This window comes from Rhodococcus sp. UNC363MFTsu5.1, from assembly GCF_000686785.1.
GTDB classification, from domain to species: Bacteria; Actinomycetota; Actinomycetes; order Mycobacteriales; family Mycobacteriaceae; genus Rhodococcus_G; species Rhodococcus_G maanshanensis.
On the sequence record NZ_JMLO01000003.1, the window covers coordinates 270,234 to 288,029 of the forward strand.

General features: G+C 69.3%; 14 protein-coding genes. 3 read left to right on the forward strand and 11 right to left on the reverse strand.

Annotation, left to right across the window (positions count from 1 at the left end; all coding sequences use genetic code 11):
- Positions 1 to 26 precede the first annotated feature (26 nt).
- From BR31_RS0106630 to BR31_RS0106665, 8 genes are all read right to left on the reverse strand, one after another.
- Positions 27 to 1,067 (reverse strand): NAD-dependent epimerase/dehydratase family protein, encoded by a 1,041-nt coding sequence (locus BR31_RS0106630; protein ID WP_027500287.1) that lies wholly within the window; start codon positions 1,065 to 1,067, stop codon positions 27 to 29.
- Complete coding sequence (locus tag BR31_RS31825) at positions 1,064 to 1,315, reverse strand: hypothetical protein (protein WP_027500288.1); 252 nt, start codon at positions 1,313 to 1,315, stop codon at positions 1,064 to 1,066. The genes BR31_RS0106630 and BR31_RS31825 overlap by 4 nt, the downstream gene beginning before the upstream one ends.
- Positions 1,312 to 3,006: a fatty acid CoA ligase family protein gene (locus BR31_RS0106640; protein WP_231496394.1), complete on the reverse strand. Its 1,695-nt coding sequence runs from the start codon at positions 3,004 to 3,006 to the stop codon at positions 1,312 to 1,314. Before BR31_RS0106640 ends, BR31_RS31825 begins: the two co-directional genes overlap by 4 nt.
- A complete protein-coding gene (locus BR31_RS0106645) occupies positions 3,003 to 3,905 on the reverse strand; it encodes a beta-ketoacyl-[acyl-carrier-protein] synthase family protein (RefSeq protein ID WP_027500290.1) in 903 nt (300 codons plus the stop codon). The genes BR31_RS0106640 and BR31_RS0106645 overlap by 4 nt, the downstream gene beginning before the upstream one ends.
- Positions 3,906 to 3,910: 5 nt before the next feature.
- Positions 3,911 to 4,960, reverse strand: a complete 1,050-nt coding sequence (locus BR31_RS0106650; RefSeq protein WP_027500291.1) for a 3-oxoacyl-ACP synthase III family protein — start codon at positions 4,958 to 4,960, stop codon at positions 3,911 to 3,913.
- Positions 4,961 to 5,021: 61 nt separating this feature from the next.
- Complete coding sequence (locus BR31_RS27630) at positions 5,022 to 5,738, reverse strand: formyltransferase family protein (RefSeq protein ID WP_051637020.1); 717 nt, start codon at positions 5,736 to 5,738, stop codon at positions 5,022 to 5,024.
- Positions 5,735 to 8,788 carry a non-ribosomal peptide synthetase gene (locus BR31_RS30955; protein ID WP_156042376.1) on the reverse strand — a complete coding sequence of 1,018 codons (3,054 nt, stop codon included), beginning with the start codon at positions 8,786 to 8,788 and terminating at the stop codon, positions 5,735 to 5,737. Before BR31_RS30955 ends, BR31_RS27630 begins: the two co-directional genes overlap by 4 nt.
- A 145-nt stretch (positions 8,789 to 8,933) precedes the next feature.
- A complete protein-coding gene (locus BR31_RS0106665; protein WP_027500292.1) occupies positions 8,934 to 10,151 on the reverse strand; it encodes an NADP-dependent isocitrate dehydrogenase in 1,218 nt (405 codons plus the stop codon).
- A 320-nt stretch (positions 10,152 to 10,471) separates the two neighbouring features.
- On the opposite strand from BR31_RS0106665, the gene hutU reads away from it, so the two are divergent.
- From hutU to hutG, 3 genes are read left to right on the forward strand one after another with little or no spacing between them, the layout of a single operon-like run.
- The gene (hutU, locus tag BR31_RS0106670; RefSeq protein ID WP_027500293.1) at positions 10,472 to 12,142 is read left to right on the forward strand and encodes a urocanate hydratase; all 1,671 of its coding nucleotides are present in this window, start codon (positions 10,472 to 10,474) and stop codon (positions 12,140 to 12,142) included.
- Positions 12,143 to 12,146: 4 nt separating this feature from the next.
- Positions 12,147 to 13,328: an imidazolonepropionase gene (gene hutI / locus BR31_RS0106675; RefSeq protein ID WP_442970203.1), complete on the forward strand. Its 1,182-nt coding sequence runs from the start codon at positions 12,147 to 12,149 to the stop codon at positions 13,326 to 13,328.
- Positions 13,325 to 14,281 carry a formimidoylglutamase gene (gene hutG / locus BR31_RS0106680; RefSeq protein ID WP_027500295.1) on the forward strand — a complete coding sequence of 319 codons (957 nt, stop codon included), beginning with the start codon at positions 13,325 to 13,327 and terminating at the stop codon, positions 14,279 to 14,281. Before hutI ends, hutG begins: the two co-directional genes overlap by 4 nt.
- Positions 14,282 to 14,284: 3 nt before the next feature.
- On the opposite strand, the gene BR31_RS0106685 is transcribed toward hutG, so the two are convergent.
- From BR31_RS0106685 to BR31_RS27645, 3 genes are all read right to left on the reverse strand, one after another.
- Positions 14,285 to 15,274 carry a DUF4231 domain-containing protein gene (locus tag BR31_RS0106685; protein WP_197023566.1) on the reverse strand — a complete coding sequence of 330 codons (990 nt, stop codon included), beginning with the start codon at positions 15,272 to 15,274 and terminating at the stop codon, positions 14,285 to 14,287.
- Between the two features lie 104 nt (positions 15,275 to 15,378).
- Positions 15,379 to 16,926, reverse strand: coding sequence for a histidine ammonia-lyase (gene hutH, locus BR31_RS0106690; protein ID WP_027500297.1), 1,548 nt, complete (start codon positions 16,924 to 16,926; stop codon positions 15,379 to 15,381).
- Positions 16,927 to 17,003: 77 nt separating this feature from the next.
- The coding region (locus tag BR31_RS27645) for an amino acid permease (RefSeq protein WP_037175739.1) at positions 17,004 to 17,796 on the reverse strand (793 nt) is incomplete at its 5' end.

A 17,796-nucleotide genomic window follows, 5' to 3' on the forward strand; every position in this document is an offset into this window, starting at 1 on the left:
CGTAGCCCAAGGCCCCGACAGCGCCGCTATCGCAGCGGGGCCGCCAGCTCCACGAGACCGCCCTGCTCGTCCACCCAGGTCTTGAAGGCGGCGAGCCCCTCGTCCCGGCCCACCAACGGCAGGTAGCCGAGATCGCGCCTGGCAGCGCCGGTGTCGAAGGTCGCGCTACGCGTCATCAGCGCGATCACGTACCGCGACAGCGGCGGCGACCAGCGCTTCGCGACGTAGGGCACCCGCCAGATCTGCTCCGCGACCGCCACCACCGCGGCCAGCACCCGGGGGTCGGGTCGGCGGCTCGGCGGGTCGAACCCGAACATCCGCGACACCACCCCGACGAACTCCCACACGTTCGTGGTCTCGGCGTCGGCGATGTAGTACGGCCTGCCCCCGACCTGGTCCGAGCTCGCCGCCCGCACGCACGCGTCGACGATGTTGTCGACATGGCAGAGCGAGGCGTACACGTCCTTGCCGCCGGAGATGTCCGGCAGGGAGCCCTCGGACGCCTTCGCGAGCAGCCGGACGATCGGACCGGACCGGTCGCCCGCACCCCAGATCGCCCGCGGCCGCAGCGCACAGGTGGTCAGGTCGGCGCCGTTCGCCTCCAGCACGAGCCGCTCGGCGGCGGCCTTGGTCTCGGAGTACAGGTTGAGGTACCTGCTCGGGTACGGGACCGACTCGTCGACGTCGATCTGGTCGCCGCCGTCGTACTCCATCAACGCGCTGGGGCTGGAGATGAACACGAAGCGCGACACCCCGTTCCGGCGGGACGCCTCCAGCAGGTCCGCGGTCGCCCGCACGTTCTCGTTCCAGAACTGTTCGCGGACACCGCGTTCGTCCACCCTTGCGGCGCTGTGGAACACCACGTCCACTCCCCGCGTCGCCTCGATGAGGGAGTCACGGTCGGTGAGGTCGCCGTAGACGAGCGTCAACCTCGAGGTGTCGCCGAGATCGGTGAGGTTGCTGCTGCGGCGCACCAGCACGGAGACGTCCAGCTCGCCGTCCCCGACCAGTCGACGGGCGAGCGCGCCACCGAGGAATCCGCTCGCACCGGTCACCAGTGCTCTCACTGGGTCCGCCACCAGGTCGCACCGAGCAGCATCGTCATCGCGGCGATCTTCACATCCGAATGCCCTCGAGCGCGGCCTTCCTTCAGCGCGACCGGGATCTGAGCGGCGTGCGCGCCGACACTGAGCACCACGTCGATCCACCACAGCGCCCGCGCGACACGGTTGCCGGAGGGCCGGATGAGCCCGGCCACCAGGTAGATCCATCCCAGTACCGGGATGGCACGCAGCAGCATGACCTTCGTACTCATCGTTCCGCCTTCGCCAGTTGCGATGCCGCCCACACCGTCAGTTTCTCGCGCCCGATCTTCGCGTTGTGCCGGATGTCGACCGGGAAGCCGGGATGGAAGAGGAAGTCGTGGATCCGCTCCGTGGTGTGGCCCTGCGCTCCGAGCTCGCGCAGTTCCTGCTCGATCCGGGCCCGTTCGCTCTTGCGGACCCCCGGCATCAGCTCGACGCAGAGCACCGGGCGGGTGTCGGACTCGCCGCGGACGCCGACCAGCGCGGTCCGGAACACCTCGGGAACGGTGTTGAAGATCTGCTCGCACTGGACGGTGAACAGTTCGCCATCCGCGGTGCGGATCCGCTGACTCTTGCGCCCGCAGAACCAGATCCGGCCGCCCTCGTCGATCCAGCCCAGGTCGCCGGTTCGGTGCCAGATCCGGTCGCCGTCCCTGATCTTGCCGAGCGCGTTCGCTTCCTCCGGCCAGGCGTAGCTGGTGCTCACGTTCGGCCCGGCCACCACGATCTCGCCGATCCCGCCCGCGGCCGCCTCGTCGGACCTGGTCGGGATCGGGTCGTCGGTGATGCCGACGACCCTCGCCTCGAGGCCGAGCGCCGGTCGTCCGATACACGTTCCCGCCCCGGCGTGGGCGCGGGCGACGAACTCACCGAGCAGCTCGCGCGATTCGATCGCGGACATCGGCAGCGCCTCGGTCGACCCGTATCCGGCGGTCACCTCGGCCTCGGGCGGCAGGATCGCGCGTAGCGCCGCGATGGCGTGGTCCGGTACCGGCGCACCGCCGGAGAAGATGGACCGCACGGACGGCAGCCGCACGTCGTGCGCCTGCGCGTGCCGCACCAGCGGAACCAGCACGGCGGGCGAGGCGAACATCGTCCGGATGTCGAACCGGTGGATCGCGTCGACCACGTGCGCGGGATCCGTCGAGCCCACCTCCCCCGGCACGATCGGCGGCAGCACGCAGCGGGAGCCGAGCATCAGGTCGAGCACCCCGAAGATCGGCAGCGTGATCAGGGACGTCTCGGGCGGCACCCGCTTGCGGGCGTCGTCGACCTGGTCCAGCATCGCGGCGAGATTGCCGTGGGTGAGATTGACGGCCTTGGCCGGGCCGGTGCTGCCCGTGGTGAAGGCGATCATCATCACCTCGTCGGCCGGCGCCTCCTGACTCTCGGCCACCGGCCGGTCCGGCGTCCGGCCCCAGGCCCGAAGGGAGTGGCCGCCCCACAGCTTGCGCCCGACGGTGACCTTGACCCCGACCGTCGCGAACGACGAACGGAACACCAGTCGCAGCAGGTGCGCCTTCGAGATTCCGATGAACGCCTGCGGGGAAACGGATTTCAGGCAGGTGAGCATCGGACGCAAACCCATGCCGGGATCGATCACGACGGGCACCGCCGCCACCTTCAGCAAACCGATCATGATGGCGTAGAACTCGGGCCCCGGGGTGACCAGCAGCAGGGTCCGCACCCCGCGCCGGATCCCGATCGCCTCGAACCGCTGGGCGAGCAGATCGGACCAGTCGTCGAGCTCCCGATAGGTCAGCCGCCCGTAGGTCGGGACTCCCGCCTCACCCTTGCCGTCCGGATAGATCACCGCCTCCAGATCCGGATGCGCCCGCGCCATCGCCCTGATCCGTTCGACCGATCCGCAGTGCGCCGAGGGACGGGCGGGCACCGCAGTCGTGATCGTCGCCCTGCTCACGCCGCCGGTGCCAGCCGGTACACGGTGGCGGCAGCGCTCGGTCCTGCGCCCGCGGCCACGAACAGCACCGTGTCGTAGCCGGCCAGGATCGCCTCGTCGACCTGGTGATACGCGGCCGTCAGCGCGGCGGTGTGCGCGTCGCCCTCGACCGCACCGCTACCGATCACCGCCTCCGGCGCGATGCCGAGCCGCGCGGCCAGCGCGGCCGGGAACCCCGCGGTCGGCCGCGAGCTGATCAGGGCGGTCCGAGACAGGTCCAACCCGCCCTCGTGCGCTCCGATCGCCTTGCCCGCCGCGACACCCGCAACCTCGAGCAGGCGCTCCTCGAATCCGTCCTCGCGCTCCACGGTCACGAGCGAGCGGCCGTGTACACCCATCTCCGCGGTGTTGGCGAACCCCCTCGTCGCCGGGGTCCCCTCCAGCTCAGCCACGTGGACGGGACCGAATCCCGATGGGGTGTCGGTCTTCTCGAGGAGCATCGCCGCCCCCGCCGTGACGAACGGGAAGTCCGCGGCGGGCCTGCGTCGCTGGAGCGAGGGGTGGGTGTCCCCGGAGACGACGAGAACGTACTGCGCACTGTCGGTTTCGAGCAGGGCGGTGGCCACCTGTACCGCGTTGAGCACGCCGCAGGCCCCGTTCATCAGGTCGAACGAGAACGACCTGTTCGAGCCCTCCGGATACTCGAGGCCGATTCCCGCCTCCCGCTGGATCAGCGCCGCGATGGCGGGCTCGAACAGGTTCGAGTCGCGGTAGACGCCGGTGTTGATGAGCACGTCCACCTGCTCGGGCTCGACGCCAGCACTGCGCATGGCGCCGCGCGCCGCGCGAGCCGAATGCTCGATCGCGCTCGTCGTCGCCGTGGCCACGCTCATCCCGGTTGACTTGATCGAGATACCCATGTTGCTCAGACCTCCAGGGACGTGATCGTGGCGGACACGTAGCCGGTGACGATGCCGGATGCCGCAGGAACCATCAGGATCTTCGACCCCTTCGGGACCGCCTTGTCCTTCAGGTGGTCGTGCAGCACGATGAAATGCGAAGTGCTGGAGGTGTTGCCGTACTTCTCCACCACGTTGAGGGCGGGCGGCATCGGAGTGCCGAACTCCTTCTCGCCGAGCGCGTTCATGTAGACCACGGCCGAGGCGCCGAACTGATGGTGGATGACGAAGTCGAACTCCTCGTCGGCGAAGGTCTGGCCGCGGGCCGCCAGGAACTCCCGCTGCGCGTTCGTCCACAGCAGGAACCGTGATTCGTTGTGCATCTTGCGGTTGTCGGTGTACAGCGCGATGCCCGGCGACTGGTCACTCGGCATGCCCATGCACAGGTCGGAGTACTCCGACGCCGTCATCAGCTCGATGTAGTCGATCTTGTCGGCGTCGTCGACGGATCGGTCCATGATCACGGCCGCACCCGAATCACCAACGGACAGCGAGGCGAACTGCAGGTCGTACTTCTCCGAGATCTCCCGCACCGCGGTCTCCGAGATCGGCGTGATGTGCTCGCCGCTCACGACCATCCCGTTGCGGACCGCACCGGAGCGGATCATCCGGTCGAGCACGTAGACACCACTGAGCATCCCCGCGCACGCGTTGGACAGATCGAAATGGATGGCGCCCTTGGCGCCGAGCTCCTTGCCGAGCATCGAGGCGAAGGACGGCTCCAGGTACATGAAGTCCCTGTCCTTGCTCCGCGAGATCGAGGTCGAGATGATCACATCGAGATCGCCCGCCTCGTAGCTCGAGCGGGACAGCGCGTCACGGGCGGCGTTGCACGCCAGCGTGAACGAATCCTCGTAGTTGTCCGCGCTCGAGTCGTACACCCGGCGGTCCACCACCCCGGTGATCGCCTCGAGATCGAAACTCGGCGGCACCGCGAGCTTGGCGAGCAGGTCCTTCGTGCTGAGCACCGCGGACGGGAGGTACGCGCCTATCGATTCGAACCTCGACTTGGTCATCTTGGATCCTCTTGGGAGTCGGTAGATCTGGCTGGTGGTTCGGCGTTGTCTGGTTGGAGCTTCACATCAGTCCGGCGGCCTCGAGATCCGGCACGGCGCCGCCTGCCGCCACGGCCGCGATCGCCGGGTAGCGAGGAGCGAAGACCCCGAGCGCGGTCGCCCGCTCGAAGTTCGCGTTCTCGCGATGTCCCCGCAGCTCCCGGATGCTCGCCGCACCGTAATAGCCGCCGGGCACAACAGCTGCGGGTGGTGCGGACGGTTCCGGCCCGGTCATCACCGCGTGCAGGCTCCGCTCGAACAGCTCGTGGCAGGCCCGCAATCCGTTCATCATGACATCCTGGAAGCGATCGTCGGGCGCGATCGCGAACCGCTCGACATCGACCACCGCTCCGGTGTCGATGCCCGAGTCGACCCGGTGCAGCGTCGCCGCGTACTCGTCGCGGCCCTGCAGGATCGCGTGCACGATCGCGGCGGCGGGCAGCCCACGGAACTCCGGCAGCGGGCCGTTGTGGATGTTGTAGATCCGCAGGTCCGAGTCCACGAACGCGGGCCCGAAGATCATCGGGTTGTTGATCGACCACACCACCGAGTCGGTGCAGGCATCGGCGACCGTTTCGACCTCGGCATCGAGGTCCGTGGTCTCCAGGTGCGCGAGTGCCTCGAGCCCCGCGGGCGCCGCGTCGCCGGGCCCGGTGCACACCAGGTCAACCGTGAAATCCGATGCGGATGCGAATCGCGCGGCGCGCCACAGCAATGCGCCGCTTCCCACCAGGATCACCCGAGCTCTCCCGCCCGCTTCGCATGGACGGCGGCGGCGCACACCCTGCCGAGGGTGAGCTGGTGCACCAACTCCTCGAGCTCGGCGACGAACGCCGCCTCGCCCGCGCGTCCGACCACCGTGCGCGAGACCTGCGAGAGCATCTCCACCGACGCCAGCGAGTCCCCACCGAGGGCGAAGAAATCCGAATCGGCGCGCAGGGTGCTCACCTCGACCACGAGGACCTTCGCCCAGATCGCGGCGATCTGGTCCTCGATCCGCCGGTCGGACTCCGCCGATCCTTGACCGTTCGCGGTGTCGATCCCCCGCTCCTGGACCTCCGCCTCGGCGGCGCTCAGTGCCGCACTGTCGAGCTTTCCGTTGGCGGTCAGGGGAATCTCGTCGACGATGTGGATCTCGGCTGGGATCATGTACGCGGGCACCTTCTGCGCCAGGAAGTCCCGGAGTTGCTGCGCCATCTGATCGCTCCGTTGGCTCCGCTCCTGTCCCTGCGGCGCACCGGTCTCGGCGGCGCGCACCACGTAGGCGGCCAGGACGTTGTCGCCGCGCTCCGCGCGCCGGACCGCCGCCACCGCGGCCCTGCCGACCAGGGGATGCTGTTCGATGGCGGCCTGCACCTCGCCGGGCTCCACGCGATTGCCCCTGATCTTCACCTGACTGTCGACGCGACCGGCGAACTCGAGCGCGCCGTCGGGACGTCGGCGGGCGAGATCACCTGTCCGGTAGCACCGTTCGCCCGTCGACAGGGTGACGAAGCGTTCGGCGGTGACGTCGGGGCGGTTCAGGTATCCGCGCGCCACCTGCGGGCCGCCGAAGTACAGCTCACCGATCTCGCCGTCGGGCACCGGCAGGCGATCCGGGTCGAGCAGATGGACCGTGGTGTCCGCGGCCGGGCCACCGATCGGTACCGGCTGGGGCGCGGCCGAGGGCTCGTCGTCGAGCACGAGAGCGGTACAGACGATCGACATCTCCGCGGGTCCGTAGCTGTTGAGCAGCCGGCAATCCGGGCCGAACAGCTCGCGGGCACGCGCGGCCAGCGGCCCGTGCAGCGCCTCACCACCGATGCTGACCGCTCGCATCCCAACCGGCCGCAGATCCAGCCGGACCATCACCTCGAGCAGGCTCGGCGTCACCATCATCGTGTTCACCGTGGAACCCTCGAGCATCTCGGACAAGACCAGGTGATTGATCTCCTCCGGAACCAGCACCACCGCACCGCCACTGAGCAGCGGAAGCAGCAGCGCCGCGCACGCCATGTCCGCCGCCTGCGTGTGATAGTGCGCGTAGCGGGTCTCGGGCCCGAGCCGGTACCAGTCGGTGGCCGAGCGCATCAGGTTCACGATGCCCCGATGTTCGACCTGGACGCCCTTGGGCCGTCCGGTCGAACCCGAGGTGTAGGTGACGTAGACCAGGTCGTCGGGAGTGGCGAGATCCGGCACCTTGTCGGCGCCGGAATGCGGCAGGTCGTCGACCACAAGGACATCGGTGTCGCCGAGGGCGGCTCGTCCCTTCGACGCCCGCTCCGTCACGCAGTGGCGCACACCGGAATCCGCGAGAATTCCCAGAATCCGCTCGTCCGGGTGCTTGGGGTCGAGCGCGAGAAATGCCGCGCCCGCCTTGAGGATTCCCAGATATCCCACCACGGCGTCGAGCGACCGCCGAGCCAGCACCGCGACGACGTCGCCGCGACGGACCCCACGGCCGCGCAGTTCCGCGGCCACCACGTCGGCACGAGCGTCGAGTTCCGCATAGCTGAGCTGGCCTTCCCGGCCGATCGCTGCCACCGCGTCCGGGGTGGCCTGGACCAGGTCGCCGAAGATGCTCGTCACCGTTCGCCCCTGCTCGGACCCCTGCGATGCGATCGGCCGCGGCTGCGCCTGCGCTCCGAGTGCCGCAGCGATATCGTCCAGCAGCCGCTCGAGCCGGGACGCGATCCCCGCACCGTTGCGGCAGGAGACCACGAGTTCGGTTCGTCCGCGGGCCTCCAGCACCACGATCGAGAGCGGCACCATGCCCGTGTGGACCGGCAGGCCCCACACCTCGGTGGCCGCGAATCCGGGGAAGCTCAACTCGTCGAGATCGACTGCACCCGTGTGGGACACGATCGCCGACACCAGATTTCCCCCGGTACGGGCGCCGATGGACATGCCGGCGCGCAGGATGGTCCGCGCCATCCACACCGGCATCTGCTGCAGCCCACCATTGTTCATCTCGCCGAGCTCTCGGGACTCCACCATCCCGCGCAGCAGTTGAGCATGGATGCGCGACCACCCGTCCCCCGGCGTCGCGTCGAGGAACAGCGGCAGCGCCAGGTTGGCCGTCGACCGCAGGTCCTTGTCGTGCCGTCGCAGGTCGACGGGAACCATGATCCGGGTCTTGCCCCCGACCGCCGCCGTGATCAGCTCGGCGATCCGGGCGACCACGGCGGGCGAGGTTCCCTCCACGGTGCGCCTGCGCCAGAGGAAGTCCGATTCGCCGGGGGCCGGACGGGCCCGCCCGAACGGCGAACGCGCGGTGGGGAGCAGCGTGGTCGGCTTGCCGTCGATCCCGAGCGACTCGACGAGGCTGTGGTCGGCAATCGCGTCCCGCGCTCCGACCGTCCGTTCGCCGCGCAGCAGGCGGAACACCTCGGCCGCCCAGAGAGCCAGGCCCTTCCCATCCATCACGCCATGAAAAGCCCTCAGCACCAGCGTGTTCCGCTCACTTCCCAGCAGCAGGACCTCACAGGTGGGTCCACGCTCCGGATCGAGCGGACGGCTCAGCATCGGATGGTCGTCGAACGGGGTATCCACCAACGAGTGCTCCGCGGCCACCACCACCGGGGGCGCGATGCCGCTGTCCACCCAACGCTCGCCACGCCGGACGAGCCGGGCGCCGGGGCAGGCTTCGGACGCGCCTGCCACCGCGACCGCGAGGTCCCGCTCGTCGATCGAGCCCGTCCCCTGGATCACCAACTGGATGGCGAACGGCGGGGCAAGCGTCTGCATCGCCAGATACAGACGTTCGGTTGGTGAGATCGGTCGTTCGAAAAGGGGCACAACGGAAGACAACGTCGCTCCTAGCCAGGGGGGTGCCGGAATAGTATCGGTTCGACGGAGACTCTGCATGAGGTTGCCCGAGTCGGCCCCCGACAAACGAAAAGTGGGACCCGCCCCGACCTGGGGCTGGTCCCACTTTCCGGCTGTGCGCCCTCCGTTACCGGGTGGCCTTCTGCATGTTCTCGTCGAGCGCACCGAGGAACTCCTCGGTGGTGAGGTAGCCCTGGTCGCCACCGACGAGCAACGCCAGGTCCTTGGTCATCTGACCACCCTCGACGGTCTTGATGACGACGTCCTCGAGCTGCTGCGCGAACGCGATCACCTCGGGGGTGTTGTCCAGCTTGCCGCGATGCTCGAGACCCCGGGTCCACGCGAAGATGGAGGCGATGGGGTTGGTCGAGGTGGGCTTGCCCTGCTGGTGCTGACGGAAGTGCCGGGTGACGGTGCCGTGCGCGGCCTCCGCCTCACAGGTCTTTCCGTCCGGCGTCAGCAGCACCGACGTCATGAGGCCCAGCGAGCCGAAGCCCTGGGCGACGGTGTCCGACTGGACGTCACCGTCGTAGTTCTTGCATGCCCAGACGTAGCCGCCCTCCCACTTGAGTGCGGAAGCGACCATGTCGTCGATGAGGCGGTGCTCGTAGGTCAGGCCCGCCGCGTCGAACTCGGACTTGAACTCGGTCTCGTAGACGCTCTGGAAGATGTCCTTGAACGCGCCGTCGTAGGCCTTGAGGATGGTGTTCTTCGTGGAGAGGTACACCGGGTAGTTCTGCTGCAGGCCGTAGTTGAGCGAGGCCCGCGCGAAGTCCTCGATGGACTTGGTGAAGTTGTACTGGCCCTGGACGACGCCGCCGCCCTCGGGGAAGTTCACCAGCTCGTGCTCGATCGGCTCGCTGCCGTCCTCGGGCGTGTAGGTGATCATCACCTTGCCGGGACCGGGCACCTTGAAGTCGGTGGCGCGGTACTGGTCGCCGAACGCGTGACGGCCGATGATGATCGGCTTGGTCCAGCCCGGAACCAGTCGCGGAACGTTCGAGATGATGATCGGCGCGCGGAAGATCGTGCCGCCGAGGATGTTGCGGATGGTCCCGTTGGGGGAACGCCACATCTTCTTGAGGCCGAACTCCTCGACGCGGGCCTCGTCCGGCGTGATGGTGGCGCACTTGACGCCGACGCCGTGCTTCTTGATCGCGTTCGCGGCATCGATCGTGACCTGGTCATCGGTCTTGTCGCGGTACTCGATACCGAGGTCGTAGTACTCGAGATTCACATCCAGGTACGGATGGATCAGTTTGTCCTTGATGAACTGCCAGATAATGCGGGTCATCTCATCGCCGTCGAGTTCGACGACGGTGCCTTCAACCTTGATCTTGGACATGTGGTATTCGCGTCCTCCTAGGAAGTTTCCCCTGGTCACACGGCTCGGGCCCCGCTTTGTGAGCGAGACCACGAACGACTCAATCAGTAATCTATACAACCCGTGCGAACCGGGTCGATCCGCACCAAACAAGACGAGCGTACTGCTAGCCGACTCGGACGCAACCGCTGGCCCGGCCTCGGCGAACCTACCGATCGGTAGCTTTGCGCAGCTCAGCGTGGATTCCGGCCGTGACCTCGGCGCCGATTCCGCCGAGCTCTGGCCAACCCGGTTCCGACGGAGTGTGATGAGTGGGCGGACGTCATCGAGGGGAGATCGAGATGACCGAACGTGCCGACTCCGGGCCGCGACCGGTCCGCGCCCCGCGCGGCAACACCCTGACGTGCCGGGGGTGGCAGCAGGAGGGTGCCCTCCGGATGCTGATGAACAATCTGGACCCGGAAGTCGCCGAGCGACCCGACGACCTCGTCGTCTACGGCGGCACCGGCCGCGCCGCTCGCAACTGGGCGGCGTACGACGCGATCGTGCGCACGCTGCGGACCCTGGCCGACGACGAGACGCTGCTGGTGCAGTCGGGCAAGCCGGTCGGGGTGCTGCGCACTCACGAATGGGCACCGAGGGTCCTGATCGCCAACTCCAATCTGGTCGGCGACTGGGCGAACTGGGAGGAGTTCCGCCGGCTCGAGGCGCTCGGGTTGATCATGTACGGCCAGATGACCGCGGGCTCCTGGATCTACATCGGCAGCCAGGGCATCCTGCAGGGGACCTACGAGACATTCGGCGCGGTCGCCCGCAAGAGGTTCGGGGGCTCGCTGGCGGGAACGATCACCCTGACCGCGGGGCTGGGCGGCATGGGCGGGGCCCAGCCGCTTGCGGTGACCATGAACGGCGGTGTCGCGATCTGTGTCGAGTGCGACCCGGACCGGATCAATCGCCGCATCGCGCATCACTACCTCGATGCGAAGACCGAGAGTGTCGAGTCGGCGCTGGAGATGGCCGTGCTCGCCCGTCACGAGGGCCGCCCGCTGTCGATCGGGCTGCTCGGCAACGCGGCCGAGGTGGTGCCGCAGCTACTCGCGATGAACGCGCCGATCAACGTCGTCACCGATCAGACCTCCGCGCACGACCCGCTGAGCTATCTGCCGATCGGCGTCGCGGTCGAGGACTGGCACCGGATGGCCGAGAAGGACCCCGACTGGTTCACGACCGAGGCCAGGGCATCGATGGCCACCCACGTCGAGGCGATGGTCGGGTTCAAGGACGCGGGCGCCGAGGTCTTCGACTACGGCAACTCGATCCGCGACGAGGCCAGGCGCGGCGGCTGTGACCGGGCGTTCGATTTCCCCGGCTTCGTGCCCGCGTTCATCCGCCCGCTGTTCGAGGAGGGCCGTGGCCCGTTCCGCTGGGCCGCGCTGTCCGGTGACCCCGCCGACATCGCGGCCACCGACCGGGCGGTCGTCGACCTGTTCCCTGACGACGAACACCTGTGTCGCTGGATCACGCTGGCGGGCGAGAAGGTCAGGTTCGAGGGACTGCCCGCGCGCATCTGCTGGCTCGGCTACGGCGAACGCCACCGGGCCGGGCTGAGGTTCAACGAGATGGTCGCGTCCGGCGAGGTGTCCGCGCCGCTGGCCATCGGCCGCGACCACCTCGACGCAGGCTCGGTCGCGTCCCCGTACCGGGAGACCGAGTCGATGGCCGACGGCTCGGACGCCATCGCCGACTGGCCGTTGCTCAACGCGCTGGTCAACACCGCATCCGGGGCGTCGTGGGTATCCATCCACCAGGGTGGGGGCGTCGGCATGGGCCGCTCCATCCACGCCGGCCAGGTGTGCATCGCCGACGGCACCGAACTGGCCGCACGCAAGCTCGAGCGGGTGCTCACCAACGACCCTGCCACCGGCGTCATCCGGCACGTCGACGCCGGCTACCACCGCGCGGCCGAGGTGGCGGCCGCCCGCGGCCTGCGCGTCCCGATGTGGGAGGGCTAGCACCGTGGGCATCAGCCCCTGGGTGGTCATCGACAACATCGGCACCCTGGTCACCAACGACCCGGAGGCCGGCGAGGGCAGGCTCGGGCTCATCCGCGATGGCGCCGTTGTGCTGGGTGACGGAATCATCCAGTGGGTCGGCGCGCGTGCCCGCATCCCCCAGGGCAGCGCGGACGCCACCGTCGACCTCGGCGGCCGGGCGGCGCTGCCCGGGTTCGTCGACAGCCACGCGCATCTCGTGTTCGGCGGCGAACGGGCCGAGGAGTTCGCGGCCAGGATGGCGGGCAACGCATACGCCGCGGGCGGCATCCGCACCACCGTCGAGGCGACCCGCCGCGCGACGGACGCCGAGCTGAGCGCGAACGCAGCGCGGCTGGTGGCCGAGTCCGTCCGCTCGGGCACCACGACGATCGAATGCAAGTCGGGATACGGGCAGTCGGTCGTCGACGAGCTACGGAGCCTCGAGGTGGCTGCGGAGGTCACGTCCGAGGCGACGCTGCTGGCCGCACACCTGACCCCGCCCGAATTCGCGGGCGACACCGATGCGTACGTGCGAATGGTGTGTGCGGAGATGGTCCCGGCGTGCGCGCCGAACGCCAGGTGGATCGACGTGTTCTGCGAGAGGGGGGCATTCGACGAACACCAGTCGCGAGCGGTCCTCGAGGCGGGCATCGCCGCAGGCCTCACGGCGCGGGTGCACGGCAACCAACTCGGCCCCGGGCCCGGGGTCCGGCTCGCCGCCGAACTGGGCGCAGCCTCAGTCGATCACGTCAATTTCGTGACCGGCGAGGACGTCGAGGCACTGGCGTCGGGCGAGACGGTCGCGACGCTGCTGCCCTGCGCCGACTTCTCCACCCGCAACCGCTATCCCGATGCCAGGACCCTGCTCGATGCCGGTGTCACCGTCGCACTGGCCGCGGACTGCAACCCGGGCACGAGCTACACGACGAGCATTCCGCTGTGCATCGCACTGGCGGTCCGCGAGATGCACATGAGCCCCGACGAGGCCGTGTGGGCAGCGACGGCCGGTGGCGCGGCGGCGCTGCGGCGCAACGACATCGGGCACATCCGGGTCGGGGCCCGGGCCGACCTGATCGCGCTGGACGCACCCTCGCACCTGCACCTGGCGTACCGGCCGGGTGTGCCGCTGGTTCACGAGGTGTGGAAGGACGGGTATCGACGATGACGAGGGTGGACCTCATTCCCGGCGCCTGGTCGGGGCGCGACGACGGCTCCGGGCCCGCGCACCTGCGCTGGCATTCGGCGATGTCCCCTTTCCACGCCGACATCGAGCCAGGGGCAACCGTTCTGGTCGGTTTCCGCAGCGACGAGGGCGTCCGCCGCAACAAGGGACGACCGGGGGCGGCGAGGGGTCCGACCGCCCTGCGTCACGCGCTCGCGTCGATGGCACTCGCCACGCCGATCCGGGTGTTCGACGCGGGCGATGTGGCGGTCGCAGTCGGTCATCTCGAGGACGGCCAACGGCGACTCGGTGAGGTGGTGGCCGGACTGCTCGACGCCGGCCATTTCGTCGCGGTGCTCGGCGGTGGGCACGAGGTGGCCTACGGGAGCTATCTCGGACTGTCGAACTCCGCGGCGGGCACGTCCGGCGCACGGCTCGGGGTGCTGAACCTGGACGCGCACTTCGATCTTCGCGACGATCCCGCGCCGAGTTCGGGGACACCCTTCCTGCAGATGGCCGACGCCGAGACGGAACGGGGGCGCCTGTTGAACTACGCGGTGCTCGGCATCGCGCAGCCGAGCAACACCGCGGCGCTGTTCGCGCGCGCCGTATCGCTCGGCGTGCGATACCTCCTCGACGACGACTGCGGCGCGGCGAACCTGCCCGCGGTCGAGTCGTTCGTCGACGAGTTCCTCAGGACGGCGGACCTGGTGCACCTAACCATCGACCTCGACGTCCTGCCCGCGTCCGTGGCACCCGGTGTCAGCGCCCCCGCGGCGTTCGGGGTGCCGCTCGAGGTGGTCCAACGGGTGTGCGACATCGTCGCGCGCAGCGGCAAGCTCGCGCTGCTCGACGTCGCGGAGCTCAATCCGAAACTCGACTTCGACAACCGGACCGCGCGGACCGCGGCCAGGCTGATCCACCGCGTCGTCACCTGGCGCGCACCGGCCGGGTGAGGCCTAGTCGACGTCGGATCGTCGCTCGGACCACTTGGCCATCCAGCTCGCGTTCTCCGCCGAGATCGCGCCCTCGCAGTCATCGACGAAGGCCTTCCACGCGGCCGGGTCGGTGGGTGATCCGCTTGTCCGCCAGTCGTTCACGCGCTTGCGCAGTCGACCCGCACAGGCGGAGTAACTCATGGCGAGGTAGTCGTATCTGGTGCCGGCTCGATGGGCCGCGACCGCTCCCCCGAGCGTGGTCAGGACGGCAACCCACGGTGCGACGCTGGACGACTGTTGGCCGCCCGCGGCTGCACCGACATCGCCCGCGAGAACCGTGACGACAGCGGCGACGCTCGCGGTGGCCACGCTCAACCCGAGCGCCAACCGCCGGAGGCGTCGGGCCCGGACCGCATACTCGCGAGCCCGGGGGCGGTAGTACTCGGTGATCTGGCCCTGCACCCGATCCCGGACATAGTCCTCCGGCGTCATGGGGCCGGGAACCGGCGAGTTGCGGGCGTCCACATCGTCGTCGTCGATCTCGTCGACGTAGGCCAGGAGGTCCTCGACGGCCTGCTCGATCTCGGCGACCTCCTCCCGCAGTCGCGCCGGTGCACCCGCGCCGTCGAAGGGGGCAGCCCCGGCCCGAAACCTCAGTACCAGTTGTTTGATGCCCTCCGAGGCGGCGCGGGCCCTGGTCCATCGACGGACCGCGTCGGGCGTGAGCAGGCCGCCCGCGACGACGGTCGCGACGGCCAGGCACACCGCGCCGAGGGCCGCCACCGAGACCCTGGCCGCGTCTGCCGTCCTGAGGAAGGTCGCGGTCAGCGTCGCCGCGATCGCGCCCGCGCCGCTGAGGTAGAACGCCGTCGCGCGGGCGATGTCGAGACGCTTCTTGTGGCGGTCGGCCACGAGGGACCAGCGAACGCGGGTCGCCCAGAGCGAGGCGATCAACTCTTCCACTTGGTCTGTGCGTTCACCCGCGGTCGGCCCCACCGGGGACCCAGCCATGACGACCACCTCGTTCACAACGACAGTCGGGTTCGCCCGCATACCAATCCTGGGCCCTGCGCGCCGCGCGGGTCACGAGTAGTCGACTACCCGATCCGGTCGGCTCAGGCCAGCTGCCCGACCACCGTCTCGGCGCTGCTGAGCAGTGCACCCGAGGCCGCCAACTCGACCGCGGTCCCGATCTCCGGCGCGAGGAACCGGTCGGTCCCGGGACCCTCGACGTACTGACGAAGGGTGTCGCGCACCGCCGCCGTCGCCGGTGACGGTGCGAGCGGGGCCCGCAGGTCCAGGCCGCGGGCGGCCGTGAGCGCCTCGATGGCGAGCACCCTGGTGAGCCCGTCGATCGACCGTCGGAGCTTGCGCGCGGCCGACCATCCCATCGAGACGTGGTCCTCCTGCATCGCCGAGGAGGGGATCGAGTCGACGCTCGCGGGCGCGGCGAGCCGCTTGAGCTCGGAGACGATCGCGGCCTGGGTGTACTGGGCGATCATGTGCCCGCTGTCCACGCCCGGGTCACCTGCCAGGAACGGGGGCAGGCCGTGGTTGCGAGCGGTGTCGAGGAACCTATCGGTTCGGCGCTCGCTCATGCTCGCCACGTCGGCGACGACTATCGCGAGGAAGTCGAGCACGTAGGCCACCGGTGCGCCGTGGAAGTTGCCGTTGGACTCGACCCGGCCGTCGAGGGTCACCACCGGGTTGTCGATGGCGCTCGCGAGCTCGCACGCCGCGACCCGCTCGGCGTGGGCGAGGGTGTCCCGGGCGGCACCTGCGACCTGTGGCGCGCAGCGCAGCGAGTAGGCGTCCTGGACCACGGTGCAGTCGGGGGTGGCGTGGCTGGCGACGATCTCCGAGCCGGCCAGCAGCCGGACCATGTTCGCCGCCGCGGTGGCCTGCCCGGGATGCGGGCGCAGCGCCTGCAGGTCGGCGGCGAACACCTTGTCCGTGCCGAGCAACCCCTCGACGCTCATCGCCGCGGTGATGTCGGCCAGCGGCAACAACCGGTGCAGGTCGTCGCAGGCGAGCAGCAGCATGCCGAGCATCCCGTCGGTGCCGTTGATGAGAGCGAGGCCCTCCTTCTCCTCGAGGACCAGCGGCCAGATCCCCGCCGCGGCCAGCGCATCGGCGGCAGGCAGCTGCTGGCCTGCGGCGTCTCGGACCAGGCCCTCCCCTGTCACCGCGAGCGCGATGTGCGCGAGCGGCGCGAGATCGCCCGAGCAGCCGAGGCTGCCGAATTCGGGAACCACGGGCGTGATCCCCGCCGACAGCAGCGCGGCATAGGCGTGCGCCACCTCGGGCCTGGCCCCGGTCCGGCCGGTCGCCAGCGTCGCCAGACGCAGCAGCATCATCGCGCGGACCACTTCGCGTTCGACCTCGGGACCGGTCCCCGCCGCATGCGAACGGATCAGGCTGCGCTGCAGCTGGGCGCGCAGCTCCGGCGGGATGTGCCGGGTGGCGAGCGCACCGAAACCCGTGGAAACGCCGTACACCGGACCGAAGTCCCGCGCGAGCGCCTCGATGTGCGCCCTGGTTGCCGCCATGGCCGACACCGCCTGATCCGACAGCAACACCGGGGCACCGAATCGGGCGACGTGCAGCACCTGGTCGGGCGTCAGGGGGCCGACGCCGACCACGACCGATCCTGGATTCTCCACTGCGGGCTCCTCCGTCGGGAAGCGAGCTGCTGCTCACATCCTCCCGCCGAATCGGGCGCGGCGCGAGGAAATCGCCGTCAGGACGGTTGATGCACGAGTTCCGGCTCCGATTCCGGCTGCGGACGGACGAAGCGGAAGTAGGCGAGGGTGAGCAGTGCCAGCCACACCGCGCCGACGATCAGCGCCACCCTGGTGTCGGCGTCGAAGGCGAGCACCGCAATCACGAACACCAGGAAGCCGATCGCGATCAGCTGCCCGTACGGCCAAAACGGCACCGGAAACTTCAACGCCGCGGCCTCGGCCGGATCCATCCGCTGCCGCGAGCGGTAATGCGAGAGCAGGATCATCAGCCAGACGAAGATCGTCGCGAAGGTCGCAATCGACGCGATGACCAGGAACACCTTGTCCGGGATCAAGTAGTTCAGGAGCGCACCGACCAGCAGCGTGACCGTCATGATGACCACCGTCATCCACGGCACCCCGTTGCGGGAGACCTGCCCCATCACCGCCGGGGCCTGACCGCGCTGGGCCATGCCGAACATCATCCGGCCCGCACCGAAGATGTCACTGTTGATCGCCGACAGCGCCGCGGTGATCACCACGATGTTCAGCACCGTCGCCGCCGGCCCGATACCAAGCCCCTGGAAGATCTGCACGAAGGGACTGCCCTCGGACCCGATCGACTGCCACGGGTTGATCGCCATGATCACCGCCAGGGTCAGCACATAGAACAAGATGATGCGCACCGGCACGGTGTTGATCGCCCGGGGAATGGTGCGCTCCGGGTCCTCCGCCTCACCCGCGGTGATACCGATGATCTCGGTGCCACCGAAGGCGAACATCACGATCGCGAAGCAGCTGATGAACCCG